This window comes from Streptomyces qinglanensis (assembly GCF_900111245.1).
Classification (GTDB): Bacteria; Actinomycetota; Actinomycetes; order Streptomycetales; family Streptomycetaceae; genus Streptomyces; species Streptomyces qinglanensis.
In genome coordinates this window covers 272,405-288,813 of sequence record NZ_FOGO01000003.1, presented here as the reverse complement: position 1 = coordinate 288,813, position 16,409 = coordinate 272,405, and the positions used below count along the sequence as shown (strand labels likewise).

Below are 16,409 nucleotides of genomic sequence, written 5' to 3'. Positions count from 1 at the left end.
CACCCTCGAACAATCTGTGAACCCCGAACGGATGGAGACGACCGTGACCGGAAGACTCGTACTGGAGCAGGCGCACCAGGCGCTGCGCGCGGCAGTGCGCGGGGTCGACGCGGCGGGCCTGCGGCTGCCGACGCCCTGCGAGAAGTGGGATGCGGCCCAGGTCCTGCAGCACGCGGTGGGCGACCAGCTCGCCTTCGCCGCCTTCCTGACCGGAGGCCCCGGTCCGACCGAGGACCCCTTCGCACCCTCGGGCGAACTCGGCGACGACCCCGGGGCGCTGCTCGAGTCGGCCCTCACCGCGGCGGCCGCCGCCTGGGCGGACGTGCCCGCCGACGCCGAGGAGGTGCGGGTGCCGGTACCGCCCAACGCGATGTCCCCCGCTCTCGGTCTGGGAGCCTGCGCACTCGATGCGGCCGTGCACGCCTGGGACATCGCGGTCGCGCTCGGGCGGCCCTCGCCGCTGACCGCGGAGCTGGCCGGGTACCTGCTGCCGGCCGCCCGGCAGATCGTCGAACCGCTGCGGAACTTCGGCGCCTATGCACCCGCGCTGGAGCCCGCAGCCGATCCTGCGGGGGCTCCGGCTGCGGAGGAGCCGGGCGGCGAACTGCTCCGCTACCTGGGGCGCCGCCCCGACTGGTCGCCGCTGGTCTGAGCGCGCGGCCGGTGCCCCTGCCTCCGGCCGCGGGGGCACCGCCTTACGCGCCCGGCGCCGCCGCTCACCGTCCGGGGCTGCGTTCGGCGCCGGGGGCGCTCCGTGCGGCGGCACCCTTCCGCAGGACGAGTTCGGCGAGCGCGCGCGGTGCCCCCGCCTGGCCGCGGATCCCGGGGAACGCGTTGACGTCCACGATCAGCGGGCCCCCGCCGCCGTCGACGAGGTCGAGTCCGTACACCTCCAGGCCGAAGGCCGCGCCCGTCCGCAGCGCGAGGTCGTACCAGTCGCGCGGCAGGTCGCCGGGTGCGAGGGGCTCGGCCGGCTCGCGGCCCGCGGGTCCCGCGGGGCTGTCCTCGGCCAGTTCCGAGCGGCGCAGTCCCGCGAAGAGCTGTCCGGAGATCACCCACAGCTTGCGGTCCCAGCCGTCGTTCGCCGCGAACGGCTGCACCACGACCGGTTCGGAGCCCCATATGCCGCACAGTGCCCGGATCTCCCGGGCACCGTCGACGCGGGCGACGAGGTCGCCGCGCCTGCTGTACCGGCTCTTGACGACGAGCGGGCGCGTCGGCTGCAGTCCGGCCAGTTCCCGCAGCGCGCCCACCGTCCGGCCCCGCACGAACGGCAACCCGGCCCGGTGGGCGAGCCCGGCCATCCGCGTCCGGTCCTGGCATCGTGCGGTCGCCGCGGCGGAGTTCACCACCACCGCACCGTGCCGCTCCAGGGCGTGAGCCAGGGCGAGTGCGCGCGGGGTGCGGGCCTTGAGCAGGTAGACGTCGGCCAGCGGGCGTTCCGGTTCGGCGCACTGCGGAGCGGCCGCCGCGGTCGCCGGGTCGATCACCTCCACCCGGTGGTCGGGACGCAGCAGGGCCGTGGCGGCGGCGAGCAGCGGATGGTCGGGCCGCGGGGTGATCAGAACGACCCTCACCGGGGGTCCCCGACCCCGGCGGCGACCTGCGACGCGGCCGGTTCCGGTCCCAACGCCCCGCCGGGTGACGTCGGCAGCACTGCCTGCGGACGCCTGGCGCTCCCCGCGCGCGCCAGGGCGAGGATCGCGTGCGCCACCCGTGCCGTCGCGTCGGGCACCTGGCGGAAACTCGGGAAGTCGTTCACATCGACGACGACCGGGCCCTCGGGGCCGAGCAGCACGTCCACGCCGTACAGGTCGAGTCCGTAGACGCTTCCTGTCTCGGCGGCGAGAGCGGCCACCTCCGCGCTCAGCGGCACCTGCTGCTCGGGTACCGACAGCTCGGGGTGCAGCGGCGAACACCGTTGGGTGGCGAACATCTCTCCGCCGACGCAGTACACCTTCAGATCCGTACCGGAGTTGGGCACGTACGGCTGGGCGATCAGCAGCCCTTCACCGGCCAGCTCGCCGCACAGCCGCGGCAGCAGTTCGGGCGAGGACACCAGCCGGACGGCCCGGCCCGCGCTTCCGTCGGCGGGTTTGACCACCAGGGGGAACGCGGAAGAGGGGATCTCTCCCAGGGACTCCGGCCGTGCCACCGCGTAGGTGACCGGCACCGGCAGCCCGCGGCTGCGGCCCACCGCCGCGGCGAGGGCCTTGTCCCGCACACCGCGGACCGAACGCGCGTCGTTGACCGTGGTGAGCCCCACCGCGGCGGCGGCTTCCAGCAGTGTCAGCCCGGGGCCGTGCGGCACGGTCTTGAGGACCCAGGCGTCGTGGCTGCCGGCCCGGATGTCCTCCGAGACCCGGATCAGCGAGACGCCCGGCCGCAGCACGTCCACACAGTGCCCCCAGGCCCTGAGCCGGCGGATGACCGCCATCGGCATGCCGTCCTCCCGGTACCGCTCCTCCACCAGGAAACAGAGCCTCATGAGCTTTCGCCGCCCCTCTGCGCAACTCCGGATGCCGGAGCCGTCCGACATCCCGCTGACCGTCCAACTGCATGATCCAACCCCTCTTCTGGCGATCCGTCACCGGCCCGGGGGCCGGGCTGGTGCGGGGCCCCGGCACCACGGTGACGGCTGCCGGACGCGCCGGATGACGCCGGGCGACCGGCACGGCGTTCCTGACCGGTGCGGGGTCGTGGCACCCCGGGCCGTGCGCACGGCCTCAGGCGTCCGCTGCGTCCGCCCACCGCCGGCTCCAGTCGCCCAGCGGGCGGAGGGCGTCCACGAGCTCCTGGCCGAGCGGCGTCAGGCGGTAGCCGTCGTCCCTCAGGGTGAGCAGCCGGGCCTGGGCCAGCTCTTCCAGCCGGGTGCTCAGCACGCTGGAGGACATCCGCTCGCACCGGCGCTGGAGCTCCCGGAAGCCGGCCGGGGCCTGGCTGAGCTCCCAGACGATGCGCATGGTCCAGCGGCGTCCGAGCAGATCGAGGGCGGCCATGATCGGGCGGCCCGAAGCGGATCCGCGGACCGGTGCGCCGGGCCGGGGTGTTGCGGCTCCGGTGTCCATTCCTGGCTCCCTTCTCTTGTGCTTCGACTGTCGAAGCAGCATAGTGGTTCGAAAATCGAAGCAAGGGGGCGCTGTGCCGCGCATCGAACCGCTCACTCCTCCGTACCCCGCCGACGTCGCCGGGGCACTGGATCGCTGGATGCCCCCGGGAGTTCCGCACGAGCCCCTCGTGCTCTTCCGGGTGCTGCACCGCAACCCCGCGCTCGCCTCGCGGATGTTCGCGCTGGGCGCCGGTCTGCTCGGCCACGGCTCCCTGCCCGCCGTCGACCGGGAGCTTGTCATCGCGCGGGTGACGGCACGCGCGGACTGCGCCTACGAGTGGGGCGTGCACGCCGCGACCCTCGCCCGGCAGGCCGGACTCGGCTCCGAGCAGTTGCGTGCCACCGCCGCCCCCGGTGCGGCGGCCGATCCGGTCTTCACCCCCCGGCAGGTGGCGCTGATGGGTGCGGTCGACGAACTGCACGAGACCGCACGGTTGTCCGACCCCGCCTGGACCGCGTTGCGGTCCCACTACGAGGACGCGCAACTGCTGGAGCTCCTCGTGCTGATCGGCTGGTACCGGACCATCAGCTGCCTGGCCAACGGGCTGCTGCTGGAGGGCGAGCCCTGGGCGCCGCCGTTCCCCTCCCGGTGAGCCCCCGGCACCTCGGCCGCCTCGGCGCCGCTCCCGGTCGGCCCCCGGTCCCCCGGAGGAGGCGCACGGTCAGGCCGGGGGCCCGCCCCGAGGCGTGTGCTCCCGGGCGGGCCCCGCGACCGGCGCGCTGCCCGCCGCGCTGATCAGGCGCACCCCGCGCACCGACGGCAGGCACAGGACGCAGGCGTTGGCGGCCACCTGCCAGCAGACTCCGACGGCCAGCACCGTCGAGATGCTCGTACGCTCCGCCAGTGGCCCGGCCAGGGCGAGGCCGAGCGGGCCGATGGAGTAGGCACCGAACGACACGTAGGACATCACCCGCGAGAGCGCCGCACGCGGCACGTACTGCTGAATGGTCGTCATCCACAGGGCGTTGAAGACCGAGTTGGCCACCCCGGCACACAGGGCCCCGGCACACACCACCCCGAGCGGTGCCCGGGCGGCCAGTGCGGCGGAAGGGGCCGCCCACAGCACCGTGACCAGGGTGGTGACCAGCAGGGGCCGCGAGGGCCGCCGGCCGAGCAGGAGCAGCCCGCCGGTGACGGAGCCGAGGCCGTAGACCGCCACGACCGCGCCCCACGAGCCGGCTCCGGTGTAGCTCTCCTCCGCGGCGGCCGGTCCGAGTACCAGATACGGTGCCCAGACGACGAAGTTGAACATGGTGAACTGCAGCGTCACCGTCCACAGCCACCGGTGCGCGGTGAAGACCCCCCAGCCCTCCCGCAACTCGCGCAGCACACCGGTGCCGGCGACCGCCGACCGGGACGGCGGGACGCGCAGCAGCATCAGGAACAGGGCGCACACGGCGTAGGTTCCGGCGTCCACCATCAGCACCGTGGCGGGGGAGGTCAGAGTCACCAGCACCCCCGCGAGTGCGGGACCCGCCACGCCCGCCACCGAGTTGCCCAGGCCGATCATGGTGTTGGCGTCCGGGAGCCGCGCGGCGGAGACCACGTGCGGCAGCAGCCCGTCGAAGGAGGGCTTGAAGAAGGCTTCGCCGACGCCGCCGAGTGCGGCCAGCAGGAGGAGTTGCCACAGCCGGACCGAGCCGGTCAGGAGCAGGACTGCCAGCACACCCTGGGTCAGTGCGCGCAGCCAGTCGGAGCACAGCATGATCAGCCGCCGGGGCAGCCGGTCGCCGAGGACGCCGCCGCCCAGCAGGAGGGCGACGAGCGGCACGATCCGCGCCGCCATCACGAGGCTGAGGTCGGAGAGCGAGCCTGTGGCGTCCAGGACCGCGAACGCGAGCGCGACCGTCGCCATGGCCGTGCCGAGCATCGAGGTGGTGCAGCCGATGAAGAAGACGCGGAAGTTCCGTTCCCGCAGGACGGCCGAGTGCCGCGGTGCTCGGCGCGGAGAGGGCCGCGGGCGGCTCGCCATATGCCGGTCGCTCCTTCGGAGGGTTCACTACGGGACTTCGGAGGGGTCGCCACGGGACACTCTCCTGCCGCGCTCACGGCGCCGGCACGGGAGCCGACCGGATCGCCCGGCTGCCTCCCCGTGGTGGACTTCGGGGTGCCGGGACGGACACGCTTCCCGGAATCGGAGCAGAGCTTCCCTGCGCGCCCGCTTCCGCCCGCTGCCTGTCCGTCCTGCGGGTGCGGCGCCGGACCGGCGGCGGCGTGTGCGGCACGCGCGTCCACCGGCGCCGCATTCCGCGCGTTCTCCGACGCCCGGAGGCGGTTGCTCAGCCGTCCAGCCAGTCACCGACGACGGCGGACGGCGCGTACCCCTGGGCGTTCCACAGGAAGTGCGGATGGGCGCAGCCGAACATGTAGGAGAGCAGCGCCGTGTCCTCCTTGCAGGCGGGCGGCCGGTGCAGGGTGTGGAACAGGGCCGCACCCACCTCCCCGGAGTCCGTCTGGACCGCGCGGGCGCCCCGCCCGCCGGCCAGACACGCCCGGACTCCGGCGACGTAGGTGCGGCGGAGGATCTCCCAGACCGAGCCGACGTTGCCGCGCCACTCCCCGTGCAGCGCCTCGAAGGCGGCCAGTTCGCGGTCGAAGAGCCGCCACACCGCGGGCTGCTCCCGGCGGCAGCGCGCCGAGAGGGCAGCCGCCGCGGCGCCGAGGTGTTCCACCAGCGGGGTGGCGCCGACCTCCAGTGCCACGCCTCCGGTCAGCAGGCCGGTGCAGGCGTTGGGCTCGATGCCGCACAGGAGGCAGTCCTCCCGTGCGGGGAGACCGTCGGTGATCCCGTCGAACCACAGGGCGTGCCTGCCCGTCAGCCCTTCCCAGACGACGGTGGTGTTCATCAGCCAGGAGTTCCACCGCAGGCCGTGGGATTCCGGCATGCAACCGTACTTGAGGAGCGCGACGACGCAGGCGCCGTAGAGCGCCTTGTCGTGGGTGGACATGGAACTCAGCCAGAAATTGCTGGCCTCGCCGGTCACCGCGTCGGCGCGGACGTCGGTCATGTCGTTGAGCACACGGCACAGGACCAGCGCCGCCAGGTGCTCCTCCTGCCAGAGCTCCTCGTCCGGCGAGACGTGCCAGAACAGGCAGTCCATGAGCTGCAGCAGCGCGTAGGAGGGCTTGTCGAGCGGCGTGCGCTGGGGGAGTGCGACCGCGCCCGCCACATGCTGGTCGAGCCAGTACTCGTCGACCGCCCGCTTGTGCGCGGCGTAGAGCCCGCACAGCAGAGCGCGCGCCCCGTTGCTCGTGCGGTCTCGCGTGAGCCCCCGCCGGACGCGCCGGGCGCTCTCGGACACCTCGATCGCCGCCTCGACGCGCTTGTACTCGTGGAGCACCAGAATGTCGTCCTGGTGCCGGAAGCGGAGGCCGAGGTCCCGTTCGGAGTCGTTCATCTTCCGGGTCCACACCCAGCCGCCCGTCAGCACGCTGTCGAGTTCCTTCCGCTCGGGCCAGGTCTTGACCCGCAGCGGGCGTCCGTCGCTCCTGCGCCAGTCGTAGTCCTCCAGCCCGCGGGGGAGCGGCTCGGGCAGGTGGGCGCAGAGGGCACAGGCGCACGTGTCGTCGTCCGCGGGCGCGTCCGGGCTCGCGGCGCGTTCGCGCCAGGCGCCTTCCAGTAACGCGCACGAGAGCCGGCACAGGGCGACACCGGTCTCCAGCCCGGGAAAGTCCTCCTGCACGACGGCAAGACCCGCCTCCAGCCGCCGCAGGCGCTCCGCCCCGTGCTCGTCGAGTGCGGTGAATTCCCGTGGGGTACGGCTCAGCACACCCTCGACGGGGAATATGGCGCGATGCCGATCTTCCCGGCGGACTGCCGTGTCGCAACGTGCGATGCCGATTTTCTCGCGTTGTTTGAAATCGTCGGTAGAACTCTTGATCACGTTTTTGATCACGTTTGCCAGTTCGCCACTGGTCGCGCTTCGTTCCATCGGTGAGTCCCTCCTGCTCGTGGGGTCGCCCACGGCGGTGCTGCGCGCATGACACGCGCGCGCGGTTGCGCCGGCTCAGTGCACTCCTCGGGTGGGGGTGCCGATCCGGATGTTCGCCGATGACCTGTCCGAAGCAGGTCGGCAGGCAGAAGAGCCCTTACGGTCGCGGGCTTCGCGGGGTGGGCCGCGCGGCCGGCGGGACGTCCTGCCGGTGCCAGGAGAGTCTCCCCACAATCGTCGGATGCATCCGGGGTGTGTACGCGGTATGTGCCTGGCTCATGTGACTGATCCAGGACGGTCAAAGTAGACCAGAAAATGAACTCCTACGTGAGTAGATGGTTCAAGAATCATCAACAAGTTGGCGCGCAGAACTGTTCGAACAATCCCGGCCGTTCCATCGGGGCGGAGTGCCGCCGACGCCGCCCGCGGCGCGGGGGCGGGCAGCCGCGAACTGTTCCCGTCCGCAGGTCGAAGCCGATCTTCCGCCGCCCGCCGCGGGAATCGAGGACGGACGTGCCGCGGCCGAGGGGAGCCGGATTTCGCGCAACCCTGTTCGAACGGAAATCCGAGATGTATGGCGGAACATGGCATCTCCTGCGAGGTGGGCCTGCGTCTGGCTAAACTCCCCGACTCCCGGCGGGTTGGCGCTCCCGGGAGCTGTGGCCTGCCGTCACACCGCTTCAGGACCACTCTTCGAGAGGAAGCGGAAGTGTCGGCGGACCATTCGGCGAGAGCCGCCTCCGGTCACGGATCCGGCCGCCGAAGAGCGTTTCCGACCCGCCCCGCCCGAGCAATTGGTTGAGGACCCAGATGGAACTTGCCACGACCCCACCCGCGGCCCGGCTGCCCGCTGCCTGGTATGCGTGGTGGGCACTTCCCGTAGCGATATGCGTGGCCACGGCCGTCGCGGTGGTCGCGGGATCGGCCGGGGCGCAGCCGGCGGTGCTCATCGCCGGAGCGGTGGCCACCGCGGCCACGGCTGTGTGCGTCGAGCGCCTGCTGAACTGCGAACGCCGGTTCCGCCACGCGGTCGGCACGCACCGGGACCAGGCGATGCGGGACAAGGAGCAGTGGGAGCGGTGGCTGGCGTCGGTGGAGGAGAAGTACACCACCGAACTGTCGGGCCTGCAGGCGCGCCTGACCGACGTCACCGAGCGGCACCGGGTGCAACTGCTGCGGCTGCCGGAGGAGTTCCTCCCGGCCGCGATCGACGCGCTGCGCCAGGGCGAGGCGATGGACGACCTGCTGCGGCCGCTGGCCGAGGATCCTGACGTGCCCGAGGAGTTCCGCGGCACCTTCCGGAAGATCCTGCGGTCCGCCATGATCGCCATCGAGGAGGAGTTCGACCGCAGCACCTCGGCCCGCCAGTCGGTGGTCAGCATCGGCAGCCGGATGCAGGTGTACACCAGCAAGATCCGGGCCCAGCTGCACGAGATGCAGGGCGTGCACGGCAACCTGCCGACGGTGGCGCGCGATCTGATGCAGCTCGACCAGGAGATCGGCCCCGCCGACTGCCTGGCCGCCAGCATCGTCGTGCTGGGCGGAGCCGACCGGCCGGGCAGACAGTGGCAGACCCACCAGCCGCTGATCAGCGTGGCCCGCGGCGGCATGGCGCGCATCAAGGAGTACAAGCGCGTTCAACTGCGCAGCCTTCCCGAACTGGGCGTCGACGGGAGCCTGGTCGACCACCTCACGCTGATCCTCGCCCACCTGATGGACAACGCGACGCGGTACTCGCCCCCGGCCGAGACGGTGATCGTGTCCGGCCGGGAAGTCCCCAACGGGCTGGGCATCGAGATCCAGGACGCCGGGACCGGGCTCAAGGAGGAGAAGCGGCGCCAGGCGCTGCGGCTGCTGGACGGGGTGGCCGTCGGCTCGGGTCCGGACGGACTGGCCGAGGACGCCCAGCTCGGCCTGCGGGTCGTGGGCAACCTCGCGCGCAAGTACGGCATCACGGTCACCTTCGACCACTCGCCGTGGCTCGGAACCGCCGTCGTCGTGGTCGTGCCGCACAAGTACTTCAAGCCCCTCGACCAGCCCCGCTACCCCGACCCGTCCTCGGTGCGGGCCGCCATCCCCCGGCGGCGCCCCGAGCCGGTCCCGGCGAGCCCGCCGGCGGACGAGGTGCCGGAGGAGGAGCCGCCGCAGAGCGGCACCACGCCGGGCGGTCTGCCCAAGCGGAGCAAGCAGTCCGCGGACGGGCCCGGCATCCGCCACGGCATGCGCACCCCGGCCGGGGAGGACCCGGGCGTACCGCCCGAGGAGTCCTTCGCCGGACTGGCCGCCTTCGTCTCCGGCAGCGGTCCGGCCTCCGCACCCGACACGCACGACCGCCTCGACGACCGACAAGAGGGTGACTAGCCACATGACGCAGCACCAGACCGACCTGAGCTGGGCGCTCCGCGAGCTGGCGGAGAGCATCCAGGAGATCCGCTTCGCGCTGGTGGCCTCCTCCGACGGAAAGGCCATCACCTCCTACGGCGCCGACCCGGACGACGCCGACCGGTTCGCCGCCATCGTCGCGGGACTGCAGTCGCTGGCCCAGCCGGTCGCCGAGCAGTTCCCCAAGGAGAACGGCCAGCTCCGGCTCGCCGGGATCGAAGTGGACGGCGGGCACCTGTTCGTCGTCCGCGCCGGAACCGAGACATACCTGGGCGTGCTCGCCAGGTCCGGGCTCGACCAGGGGCTGCTCGGGCACCAGATGAGGGACTGCGCCCGCAGGATGGGAGACCTCCTCGGGACCGTGCCGCGGCAGGGGCAGCCTGGATGACCCAGCCGCGGCAGGGCTCGGGCCCGTCCGGGCTGGAGCGCTACTACGTACTCACCGGCGGCCGCAGCGCCCCCGGGGGAGCGGCGACCCTCGACGTGGCCACCCTGCTCGTCACCCGCTCCGTGCCCGAGCCCGGGGGCCAGCCCGAGCACGACGCCATCCTCCGCTGGTGCCGCGACCCGCTGTCGGTGGCCGAACTGGGCGCGCACCTGCGGCTGCCCTTCAACATCCTCGCGGTGCTGGTGGCCGATCTGCTGGGCGCAGGCCGGGTGGAAGCCCGTGATCCCATCGCAGGTACGGGTGACCCCGGCCCCGACCTCGCGCTTCTCGAGGAGGTACTCAGTGGACTTCAACGGCTTTGACCAGCCGGCGTTCCCGCAGCGGGCGGACGCGCTGAATCAGGGGAGCCGGTCGGTCAAGGTGATGGTCGCCGGCGGCTTCGGCACGGGGAAGACGACCATGGTCGGCTCGGTGAGCGACATCGTGCCGCTGACCACGGAGGAGACCCTCACGCAGGCCAGCGCCGGGGTCGACGACCTGGTCGGCGTCGCGGACAAGAAGAGCACCACGGTCAGCCTCGACTTCGGCCGGATCAGCCTGAACGAACAGCTCGTGCTCTACCTGTTCGGCACGCCGGGCCAGGAGCGGTTCTGGTTCCTGTGGAACGGACTGTTCAAGGGTGCGCTCGGTGCGGTCGTCCTGGTGGACACCCGGCGGTTGCAGTCCAGCTTCCGGGCCATCGAGGAGATGGAGCGGCTGGAGGTCCCGTTCGTCATCGCCGTCAATGTCTTCCCGGACGCCCGCCGCCATCCGGCCGAGGAGGTGCGGGAGGCCCTGGCCGTCTCGCCCGCCACCCCGATCGTCGACTGCGACGCACGCGACCGGGTGTCGAGCCGCGATGTGCTGATCACGCTCATCCGCCACGTCAAGGAACGCTCCGCCGCCGTATTGGAGTCCCGATGAACGCCCAGCCCTCCGACGGTACGCGCCTGGAGGCGCCGCTCCCGCCCGCCGGCTGCCCGGTGGGGCACACCGGCGCGGCGACCAGGCTGTACGCGGCGGAGTCCACGGCCGACCCGTACGCGACCTACTCGCGGCTGCGCAAGCAGTACGGGCCGGTGGCGCCGGTCCTGCTGGAGGGGGATGTGCGGGCCTGGCTGGTGCTCGGCTACCGGGAGAACCGGCGGGCGCTGGACAACCCGGGCCAGTTCAGCCGGGACTCGCGACGATGGCGGGACTGGCAGGAGGGGCGGATCGAGGAGATGTCCCCGCTCATCCCGATGCTGGGCTGGCGCCCCGACTGCCTCTCCCAGGACGGGGAGCCGCATCAGCGGCTGCGCGGCGCGGTCACCGACAGCATGGCGACGGTCGCCAACCGCGGGATACGCCGCCATGTCGTGCACTTCGCGCACAAGCAGATCGACGCCTTCGCGCACACCGGCCGCGCCGACCTGGTCCCGCAGTACTCCGAACACCTTCCCATGCTGGTGCTCACCCGGCTCTTCGGGCTGCCCGAGTCGGACGGGGAACAACTGGTCGCGTCCTGCGCTCAGATGATGCGGGGCGGTGAGGGCGCCGTCGAGCACAACGAGCGGATCATGCGGGTCCTCGCGGAGCTGACGGCGCACAAGCGGGCCGAACCCGGTCCGGACTTCGCCACCGGGCTGATCGAGCACCCCGCCTGCCTGGACGACGACGAGGTGCAGAACCACCTCCGCCTCGTGCTCATCGCGGCCCACACCACCACCAGCAATCTGCTGGCCCGGGTGCTGCAGGCGGTGCTCGGCAGCAGTTCCCATCTCGCCGACCTGGTGAGCGGGCAGTTGACGGTCACGGCGATCGTCGAGGAGATGATGTGGAACTCCCCGCCGCTGGCCGTGCTGCCGGGCCGGTTCGCCACCGCCGACTGCGAACTGGGCGGCCAGCAGGTCAGGGCGGGCGACCTGCTGATCCTCGGGCTGGGTCCGGGGAACCTGGACCCGGAGATCCGGCCCCGCACCGGCACGGCGGTCCGCGGCAACCAGGCCCATCTGGCGTTCAGCAGCGGCCCGCACGAGTGCCCGGGGCAGGCCATCGGGCAGGCCATCATCGAGACGGCGGTGGAGGTACTGGTGCACCGGCTGCCGGGGCTGCGGCCCGCCGTCGACCCCGCCGAACTCACCGACACGGCCTCCACCTGGGAGACCCGGCTGGACCGCCTTCCGGTCACCTTCCCGGTGTGACGCCGGAGGCGGCGGCGGGCCGACGGGCCGGTTCTTTGGTACAGACCTATTGACCTACTGGTCTAGTCCTCTTAAGGTCTGCGTCACCTTCATCTGTGGCGGCCTCGCGGGGCGGCACGTCGCGGGGCCGCCGCCCGGTGCGACACCGACCCCCCAGGAGGAATCAGATGGTGTCCCCCAGACGCGGGAGAACCCCGCTCAGACCCGGGAGAGCCGCGCTCTCCGCGGTCGCGGCCGCGACCGCGGCGCTGCTGCTCGGCGGTCTCACCGCCCCGGCGGCAGCCGCACCGCACGCCGCACCCCCCTCCGGTACCGACTCCGCGTCCGCGCCGGCCGGCGCGGACGAGTCCTGCCGTCCCGACGGCCTGTACGCCACGCCGGGCGTCGACGTCCCGTACTGCTCGGTCTACGACGGCAACGGGCGCGAGAAGATGGGCGGCGACCATCAGCGCCGCGTCATCGGCTACTTCAGCAGCTGGCGCACGGGCAAGGACGGCAAGCCGGCGTACCTCGTCGACGACATCCCGTGGGACAAGGTCACCCACCTCAACTACGCCTTCGCGCACGTGGGCGGCGACGACCGGATCTCGGTCGGCGCCGACGGCGTGGACAACCCGGCCACCGGGATGACCTGGCCCGGTGTCCCGGGAGCCGAGATGGACCCCGCGTACTCCTACAAGGGCCACTTCAATCTGCTCAACAAGTTCAAGAAGCAGCACCCGAACGTGAAGACCATGATCTCCGTCGGCGGTTGGGCGGAGAGCGGCGGCTACCTCGGCGACGACGGGGAGCGGGTGGCCTCCGGCGGGTTCTACAAGATGGCCACGAACTCCGACGGCTCGGTGAACCGCACCGGCATCGAGACGTTCGCCGACTCCGCGGTGGACTTCGTCCGCACCTACGGCTTCAACGGCGTCGACATCGACTACGAGTACGCCACCAGCATGAAGGACGCGGGCAACCCGCTGGACTGGTCGCTGGCCAACCCGCGGCGCGCGGGCCTGGTGAAGGGCTACGACGCGCTGATGAAGACGCTGCGCCAGAAGCTCGACCGGGCCGGGGCCGAGGACGGGCGGCACTACCTGCTCACGGCCGCCGCACCGGCCTCCGGATGGCTGCTGCGCGGCATGGAGACGTACCAGATGCAGAAGTACCTGGACTACGTCAACATCATGTCCTACGACCTGCACGGCGCCTGGAACAAGTACGTCGGTCCCAACGCCTCGCTCTTCGACGACGGGAAGGACGGCGAACTTGCCGCCGCCGGGGTCTACAACACCTCGCAGTACGGCGGCATCGGCTATCTGAACACCGACTGGGCGTACCACTACTTCCGCGGATCGATGCCCGCGGGCCGCATCAACATCGGACTGCCCTACTACACCCGCGGGCACAAGAACGTGCAGGGCGGCACCGACGGGCTCTGGGGCACCGCGCCCTCGTCCGACTGCCCCGCCGGGTCCGGGCTCAGCACGTGCGGCGACGGCGCCGTCGGCATCGACAACCTGTGGCACGACAAGGACGCGAACGGGGAGGAGTCCCCCGCGGGGTCGAACCCGATGTGGCACGCCAAGAACCTGGAGAAAGGTGTCGTCGGTGACTACGTGACCGACTACGGCTTCCCGGCCGACACCTCCCTGGAGGGCACCTACACCCGGCACTACGACTCGACGCTCGTGGCGCCCTGGCTGTGGAACGAGAAGAAGAAGGTCTTCCTGTCCACCGAGGACGAGCAGTCGGTCGCGGCGAAGGCCGACTACGTGGTGGACCGCGGCCTGGGCGGCACGATGGTCTGGGAACTGGCGGGCGACTACGGCTGGAACGGCGAGAAGGGCCAGTACGAGAGCGGCGACACGCTCACGACCGTCATGTACGACGCATTCAAGTCCGCCTCGCCGTACGGTGCCCGGCGGGCCGGCACCGACCTGCCCACCGACACCGTCGACATCGACGTCTCCTTCGGGGACTTCCCGCTGGGCGACTCCAACTACCCCATCAGCCCGAAGCTGACGATCACCAACAACACCGGGACCACGCTGCCCGGCGGCACCGAGTTCCAGTTCGACTACGGAACCTCCGCCCCGGACAACGCCAAGGACCAGTCCGGCTTCGGCGCGAAGGTGATCAAGAGCGGCCACAGCGGGCCCAACAAGGGCGGACTCGACGGCGACTTCCAGCGCGTCGCACTGAAGGTGCCGGGCTGGCAGTCCGTGCCGCCCGGAGGCTCGATCTCGCTCGACTTCGTCTACTACCTGCCCGTCTCGACTCCGTCCAACTGGACGGTGACCATCGACGGCACGGCCTACGGGCTCGCCGGGGACCTGAGGCGCGGTACGACCGTGGTCCGACCCGGCTCCGGCGATCCGGGCGATCCCGGGGAGCCCGGCGAGTGCTCCGGCGAAGCGTGGGCGGCCTCCACCGTCTACCACGGCGGTGACGTGGTCTCCCACGACGGCCACACCTGGAAGGCCAAGTGGTGGACGCAGGGCGACGAGCCCGGCACCGGCGGGGGAGGAGGCGTCTGGGAGGACCTCGGCTCCTGCTGAGCCGGACGCTGTTCCCGGCCCGTCGGGGCGGACGGCCTCCGTCCGCCCCGACGGGCGTTCCGGCGGTGTGTCCGGTACCGGTCACCCCCCCCCCCCCCCCCCCGGGGGGCCGGTGTGCTGCCGGAGCGCCGCTCGGCGGTGCGAACCACTGCGGTACCGGCCACCGCGTGCCGGGGGCTGCCGGTCGTGCCGGGTGCGCCGAGGTTTCGCGCGCCACGTCCTGGTGACCCCGGAAGGCGGCGGACGCACGGCCCGGACACCGGGCAGGTGACTTTCGCCCGGCGGCCACGAGAGGTCCGCGGGAAGCAGCGGACGACCGCACCCCGCTCTCCGCTGCCGGTGGCGGGCCGTCCGCGTCCGCCCTCGGAACGGCCCGCCGGGATGCGGGAAAGGCCCGATCCGCCGCGGAAGGAGACCCTGATGTCGCACCACACGCTCCACACCACCGCGGCCTACTCGGTGAAGGGCGATCCCTCCTCGCCGGACGGCGACCGGGTGGGCGTGGAAGAGGGCGGACGGGAACTGCCGGTGGCCGCCCCTCCCGGCCCGCAAGCGGCCCACGACGGGACGGAATGGAGCCCCGAGCAGCTCTACGCCGCCGCGGTGGCGTCCTGTCTGCATCAGACACTCGGCGTGGTCGGCAGTGAGACGGGCGCCGACCTGAGCGGCAGCCGGGTGCGGGCGGAGGTGGCCCTCAGCCACGAGGGCGCGCTGCGCTACTCCTTCACCACCCGCGCCGCGGTCGCGCTCCCCAACGTCGATCCGCGGGCGCGGAACGGAATCGTGCGGGAAGCGATGCGTTCCTGCCCCGTGGACGCGGAGGTCGAACTCGTCGACCCCTGAATGCCGCCGGACCGCACGGCCCGCGGGCCCGACGGCCCCGCGGCCCCGGTCAGAGGCGGTACGGCGGCCGCTCAGGCGCACAGCCGCTCAGCCGCTCAGGCGCCCGGAGCCCCGGGCCCGCGACCGGACGACCGGGACGACTACGCCTTCGCGTCGCCGGAGGACCGCAGCATGTCGGGGGAGAAGTCGAAGCTGAGCGCGAGCCCCTTCTCGGCGGCCTCGGCACCGGTGAGCCGGACGCCGTCCGGCAACTGGTCCTCGAGGCTGACGGTGCGCGGACCGAGCTGGTCGGCGAACCCGTCCATGCCGGGCAGCGAGGTCAGCGTGTCGATCTGGAGCTGCTGACCCATGACGCGCACGCTCTTCGGGGTGATGGTCAGGCCCCCGTCCGGGGAGGCGGAGACCGTGTTCAGCACGGTGACCGGGATCCCGAGACCGCCCACGGGACCCGAGAGGGTGAGGTGGCTGCCGTCCGTGCCGGGCTTCATGTCCCGCACCGGCTCGGGCAGCCGCTCGGCCAGCTCGTCGTAACCCACCGTGACGGTGGCCGACCCCGAGTGTGCGCTGCCGTCGGTGGAGACGCCGTGCAGTGCCGCGTCCACGGCGAAGGACGTCCCCTCCCGGCGGACCTCGTCCGCGCTGATGTGCACGGTGCCGACCCGGCCGGTCAGGGTCTTCAGTCCGGCCAGCGGATCCGTGAGCTCGGCGTGCACGCCGCTGGCGGAGTCGCCCAGCCGGGAGCGGACGGCGTCGGTGGCGCGCTGCTGCGCTTCGTGTTCGACGAATGCGTTGGCACCCCCGCCCGCGGCGACGACGGCAGCGAGCGCGGAGACGGTGACGAGTACGGTACGTCGGGTGTTCATCGGGGGTGGTACTCCCTGTCTGGGACGCGGCGCCGGGACGATGGTGCCGGGGCACCGCCCGGGCCCGGGGACCGGGCCGGGCGGTGCGCGCCGGGCGGGCGCCCGGCGGTGCGTGTGGGGGGA

At 72.4% G+C, this 16,409-nt stretch carries 15 protein-coding genes; 9 read left to right on the top strand and 6 right to left on the bottom strand.

All coding sequences use genetic code 11. From position 1 onward, the window contains the following. The first annotated feature begins 43 nt into the window (after positions 1-43). The gene (locus tag BMX65_RS08360; protein WP_275435081.1) at positions 44-652 is read left to right on the top strand and encodes a TIGR03086 family metal-binding protein; all 609 of its coding nucleotides are present in this window, start codon (positions 44-46) and stop codon (positions 650-652) included. 64 nt (positions 653-716) lie between these two features. On the opposite strand, the gene BMX65_RS08355 is transcribed toward BMX65_RS08360, so the two are convergent. The 3 genes from BMX65_RS08355 to BMX65_RS08345 all read right to left on the bottom strand — a co-directional run bounded on the left by BMX65_RS08355 (position 717) and on the right by BMX65_RS08345 (position 2,999). Next, entirely contained in the window at positions 717-1,577 is an 861-nt protein-coding gene (locus BMX65_RS08355) for an ATP-grasp domain-containing protein (protein ID WP_074999521.1), read from the bottom strand. Next, positions 1,574-2,488 carry an ATP-grasp domain-containing protein gene (locus tag BMX65_RS08350; protein ID WP_074999520.1) on the bottom strand — a complete coding sequence of 305 codons (915 nt, stop codon included), beginning with the start codon at positions 2,486-2,488 and terminating at the stop codon, positions 1,574-1,576. Before BMX65_RS08350 ends, BMX65_RS08355 begins: the two co-directional genes overlap by 4 nt. A 238-nt stretch (positions 2,489-2,726) precedes the next feature. Further along, complete coding sequence (locus BMX65_RS08345; RefSeq protein WP_425315510.1) at positions 2,727-2,999, bottom strand: winged helix-turn-helix transcriptional regulator; 273 nt, start codon at positions 2,997-2,999, stop codon at positions 2,727-2,729. A gap of 142 nt (positions 3,000-3,141) precedes the next feature. On the opposite strand from BMX65_RS08345, the gene BMX65_RS08340 reads away from it, so the two are divergent. Next, positions 3,142-3,702, top strand: coding sequence for a carboxymuconolactone decarboxylase family protein (locus BMX65_RS08340; protein ID WP_074999518.1), 561 nt, complete (start codon positions 3,142-3,144; stop codon positions 3,700-3,702). A gap of 69 nt (positions 3,703-3,771) precedes the next feature. Here BMX65_RS08340 and BMX65_RS08335 read toward each other — a convergent pair whose 3' ends face one another. Together BMX65_RS08335 and BMX65_RS08330 are read right to left on the bottom strand one after the other, a co-directional pair. Next, positions 3,772-5,082, bottom strand: coding sequence for an MFS transporter (locus tag BMX65_RS08335; RefSeq protein ID WP_239501900.1), 1,311 nt, complete (start codon positions 5,080-5,082; stop codon positions 3,772-3,774). Positions 5,083-5,389: 307 nt separating this feature from the next. Continuing rightward, a complete protein-coding gene (locus BMX65_RS08330; RefSeq protein ID WP_239501901.1) occupies positions 5,390-7,042 on the bottom strand; it encodes a hypothetical protein in 1,653 nt (550 codons plus the stop codon). Positions 7,043-7,852: 810 nt separating this feature from the next. Here BMX65_RS08330 and BMX65_RS08325 point away from each other — a divergent pair. The 7 genes from BMX65_RS08325 (at position 7,853) to BMX65_RS08295 (ending at position 15,423) form a co-directional block, all read left to right on the top strand. After that, positions 7,853-9,403 (top strand): ATP-binding protein, encoded by a 1,551-nt coding sequence (locus BMX65_RS08325; RefSeq protein WP_143081824.1) that lies wholly within the window; start codon positions 7,853-7,855, stop codon positions 9,401-9,403. Positions 9,404-9,407: 4 nt separating this feature from the next. Then, positions 9,408-9,812: a roadblock/LC7 domain-containing protein gene (locus BMX65_RS08320; protein WP_074999516.1), complete on the top strand. Its 405-nt coding sequence runs from the start codon at positions 9,408-9,410 to the stop codon at positions 9,810-9,812. Beyond that, positions 9,809-10,174, top strand: a complete 366-nt coding sequence (locus BMX65_RS08315) for a DUF742 domain-containing protein (protein ID WP_074999515.1) — start codon at positions 9,809-9,811, stop codon at positions 10,172-10,174. The genes BMX65_RS08320 and BMX65_RS08315 overlap by 4 nt, the downstream gene beginning before the upstream one ends. Further along, entirely contained in the window at positions 10,155-10,775 is a 621-nt protein-coding gene (locus tag BMX65_RS08310) for a GTP-binding protein (protein ID WP_074999514.1), read from the top strand. Before BMX65_RS08315 ends, BMX65_RS08310 begins: the two co-directional genes overlap by 20 nt. After that, positions 10,772-12,034 (top strand): cytochrome P450, encoded by a 1,263-nt coding sequence (locus BMX65_RS08305; RefSeq protein WP_074999513.1) that lies wholly within the window; start codon positions 10,772-10,774, stop codon positions 12,032-12,034. The genes BMX65_RS08310 and BMX65_RS08305 overlap by 4 nt, the downstream gene beginning before the upstream one ends. Before the next feature lie 167 nt (positions 12,035-12,201). Continuing rightward, a complete protein-coding gene (locus BMX65_RS08300) occupies positions 12,202-14,580 on the top strand; it encodes a chitinase C-terminal domain-containing protein (RefSeq protein WP_074999512.1) in 2,379 nt (792 codons plus the stop codon). A gap of 420 nt (positions 14,581-15,000) precedes the next feature. Further along, a complete protein-coding gene (locus BMX65_RS08295; protein ID WP_074999511.1) occupies positions 15,001-15,423 on the top strand; it encodes an OsmC family protein in 423 nt (140 codons plus the stop codon). A gap of 140 nt (positions 15,424-15,563) precedes the next feature. On the opposite strand, the gene BMX65_RS08290 is transcribed toward BMX65_RS08295, so the two are convergent. Next, positions 15,564-16,286 carry a hypothetical protein gene (locus BMX65_RS08290; RefSeq protein WP_074999510.1) on the bottom strand — a complete coding sequence of 241 codons (723 nt, stop codon included), beginning with the start codon at positions 16,284-16,286 and terminating at the stop codon, positions 15,564-15,566. Positions 16,287-16,409: the final 123 nt, after the last annotated feature.

Coding starts and splice junctions, on each gene's coding strand:
- BMX65_RS08350 (WP_074999520.1), bottom strand. CDS start 2,488: ATGAGGCTCTGTTTCCTGGTGGAGGAGCGGTACCGGGAGGACGGCATG.
- BMX65_RS08345 (WP_425315510.1), bottom strand. CDS start 2,999: ATGGCCGCCCTCGATCTGCTCGGACGCCGCTGGACCATGCGCATCGTC.
- BMX65_RS08335 (WP_239501900.1), bottom strand. CDS start 5,082: ATGGCGAGCCGCCCGCGGCCCTCTCCGCGCCGAGCACCGCGGCACTCG.
- BMX65_RS08330 (WP_239501901.1), bottom strand. CDS start 7,042: ATGGAACGAAGCGCGACCAGTGGCGAACTGGCAAACGTGATCAAAAAC.
- BMX65_RS08325 (WP_143081824.1), top strand. CDS start 7,853: ATGGAACTTGCCACGACCCCACCCGCGGCCCGGCTGCCCGCTGCCTGG.
- BMX65_RS08320 (WP_074999516.1), top strand. CDS start 9,408: ATGACGCAGCACCAGACCGACCTGAGCTGGGCGCTCCGCGAGCTGGCG.
- BMX65_RS08315 (WP_074999515.1), top strand. CDS start 9,809: ATGACCCAGCCGCGGCAGGGCTCGGGCCCGTCCGGGCTGGAGCGCTAC.
- BMX65_RS08305 (WP_074999513.1), top strand. CDS start 10,772: ATGAACGCCCAGCCCTCCGACGGTACGCGCCTGGAGGCGCCGCTCCCG.
- BMX65_RS08300 (WP_074999512.1), top strand. CDS start 12,202: ATGGTGTCCCCCAGACGCGGGAGAACCCCGCTCAGACCCGGGAGAGCC.
- BMX65_RS08295 (WP_074999511.1), top strand. CDS start 15,001: ATGTCGCACCACACGCTCCACACCACCGCGGCCTACTCGGTGAAGGGC.
- BMX65_RS08290 (WP_074999510.1), bottom strand. CDS start 16,286: ATGAACACCCGACGTACCGTACTCGTCACCGTCTCCGCGCTCGCTGCC.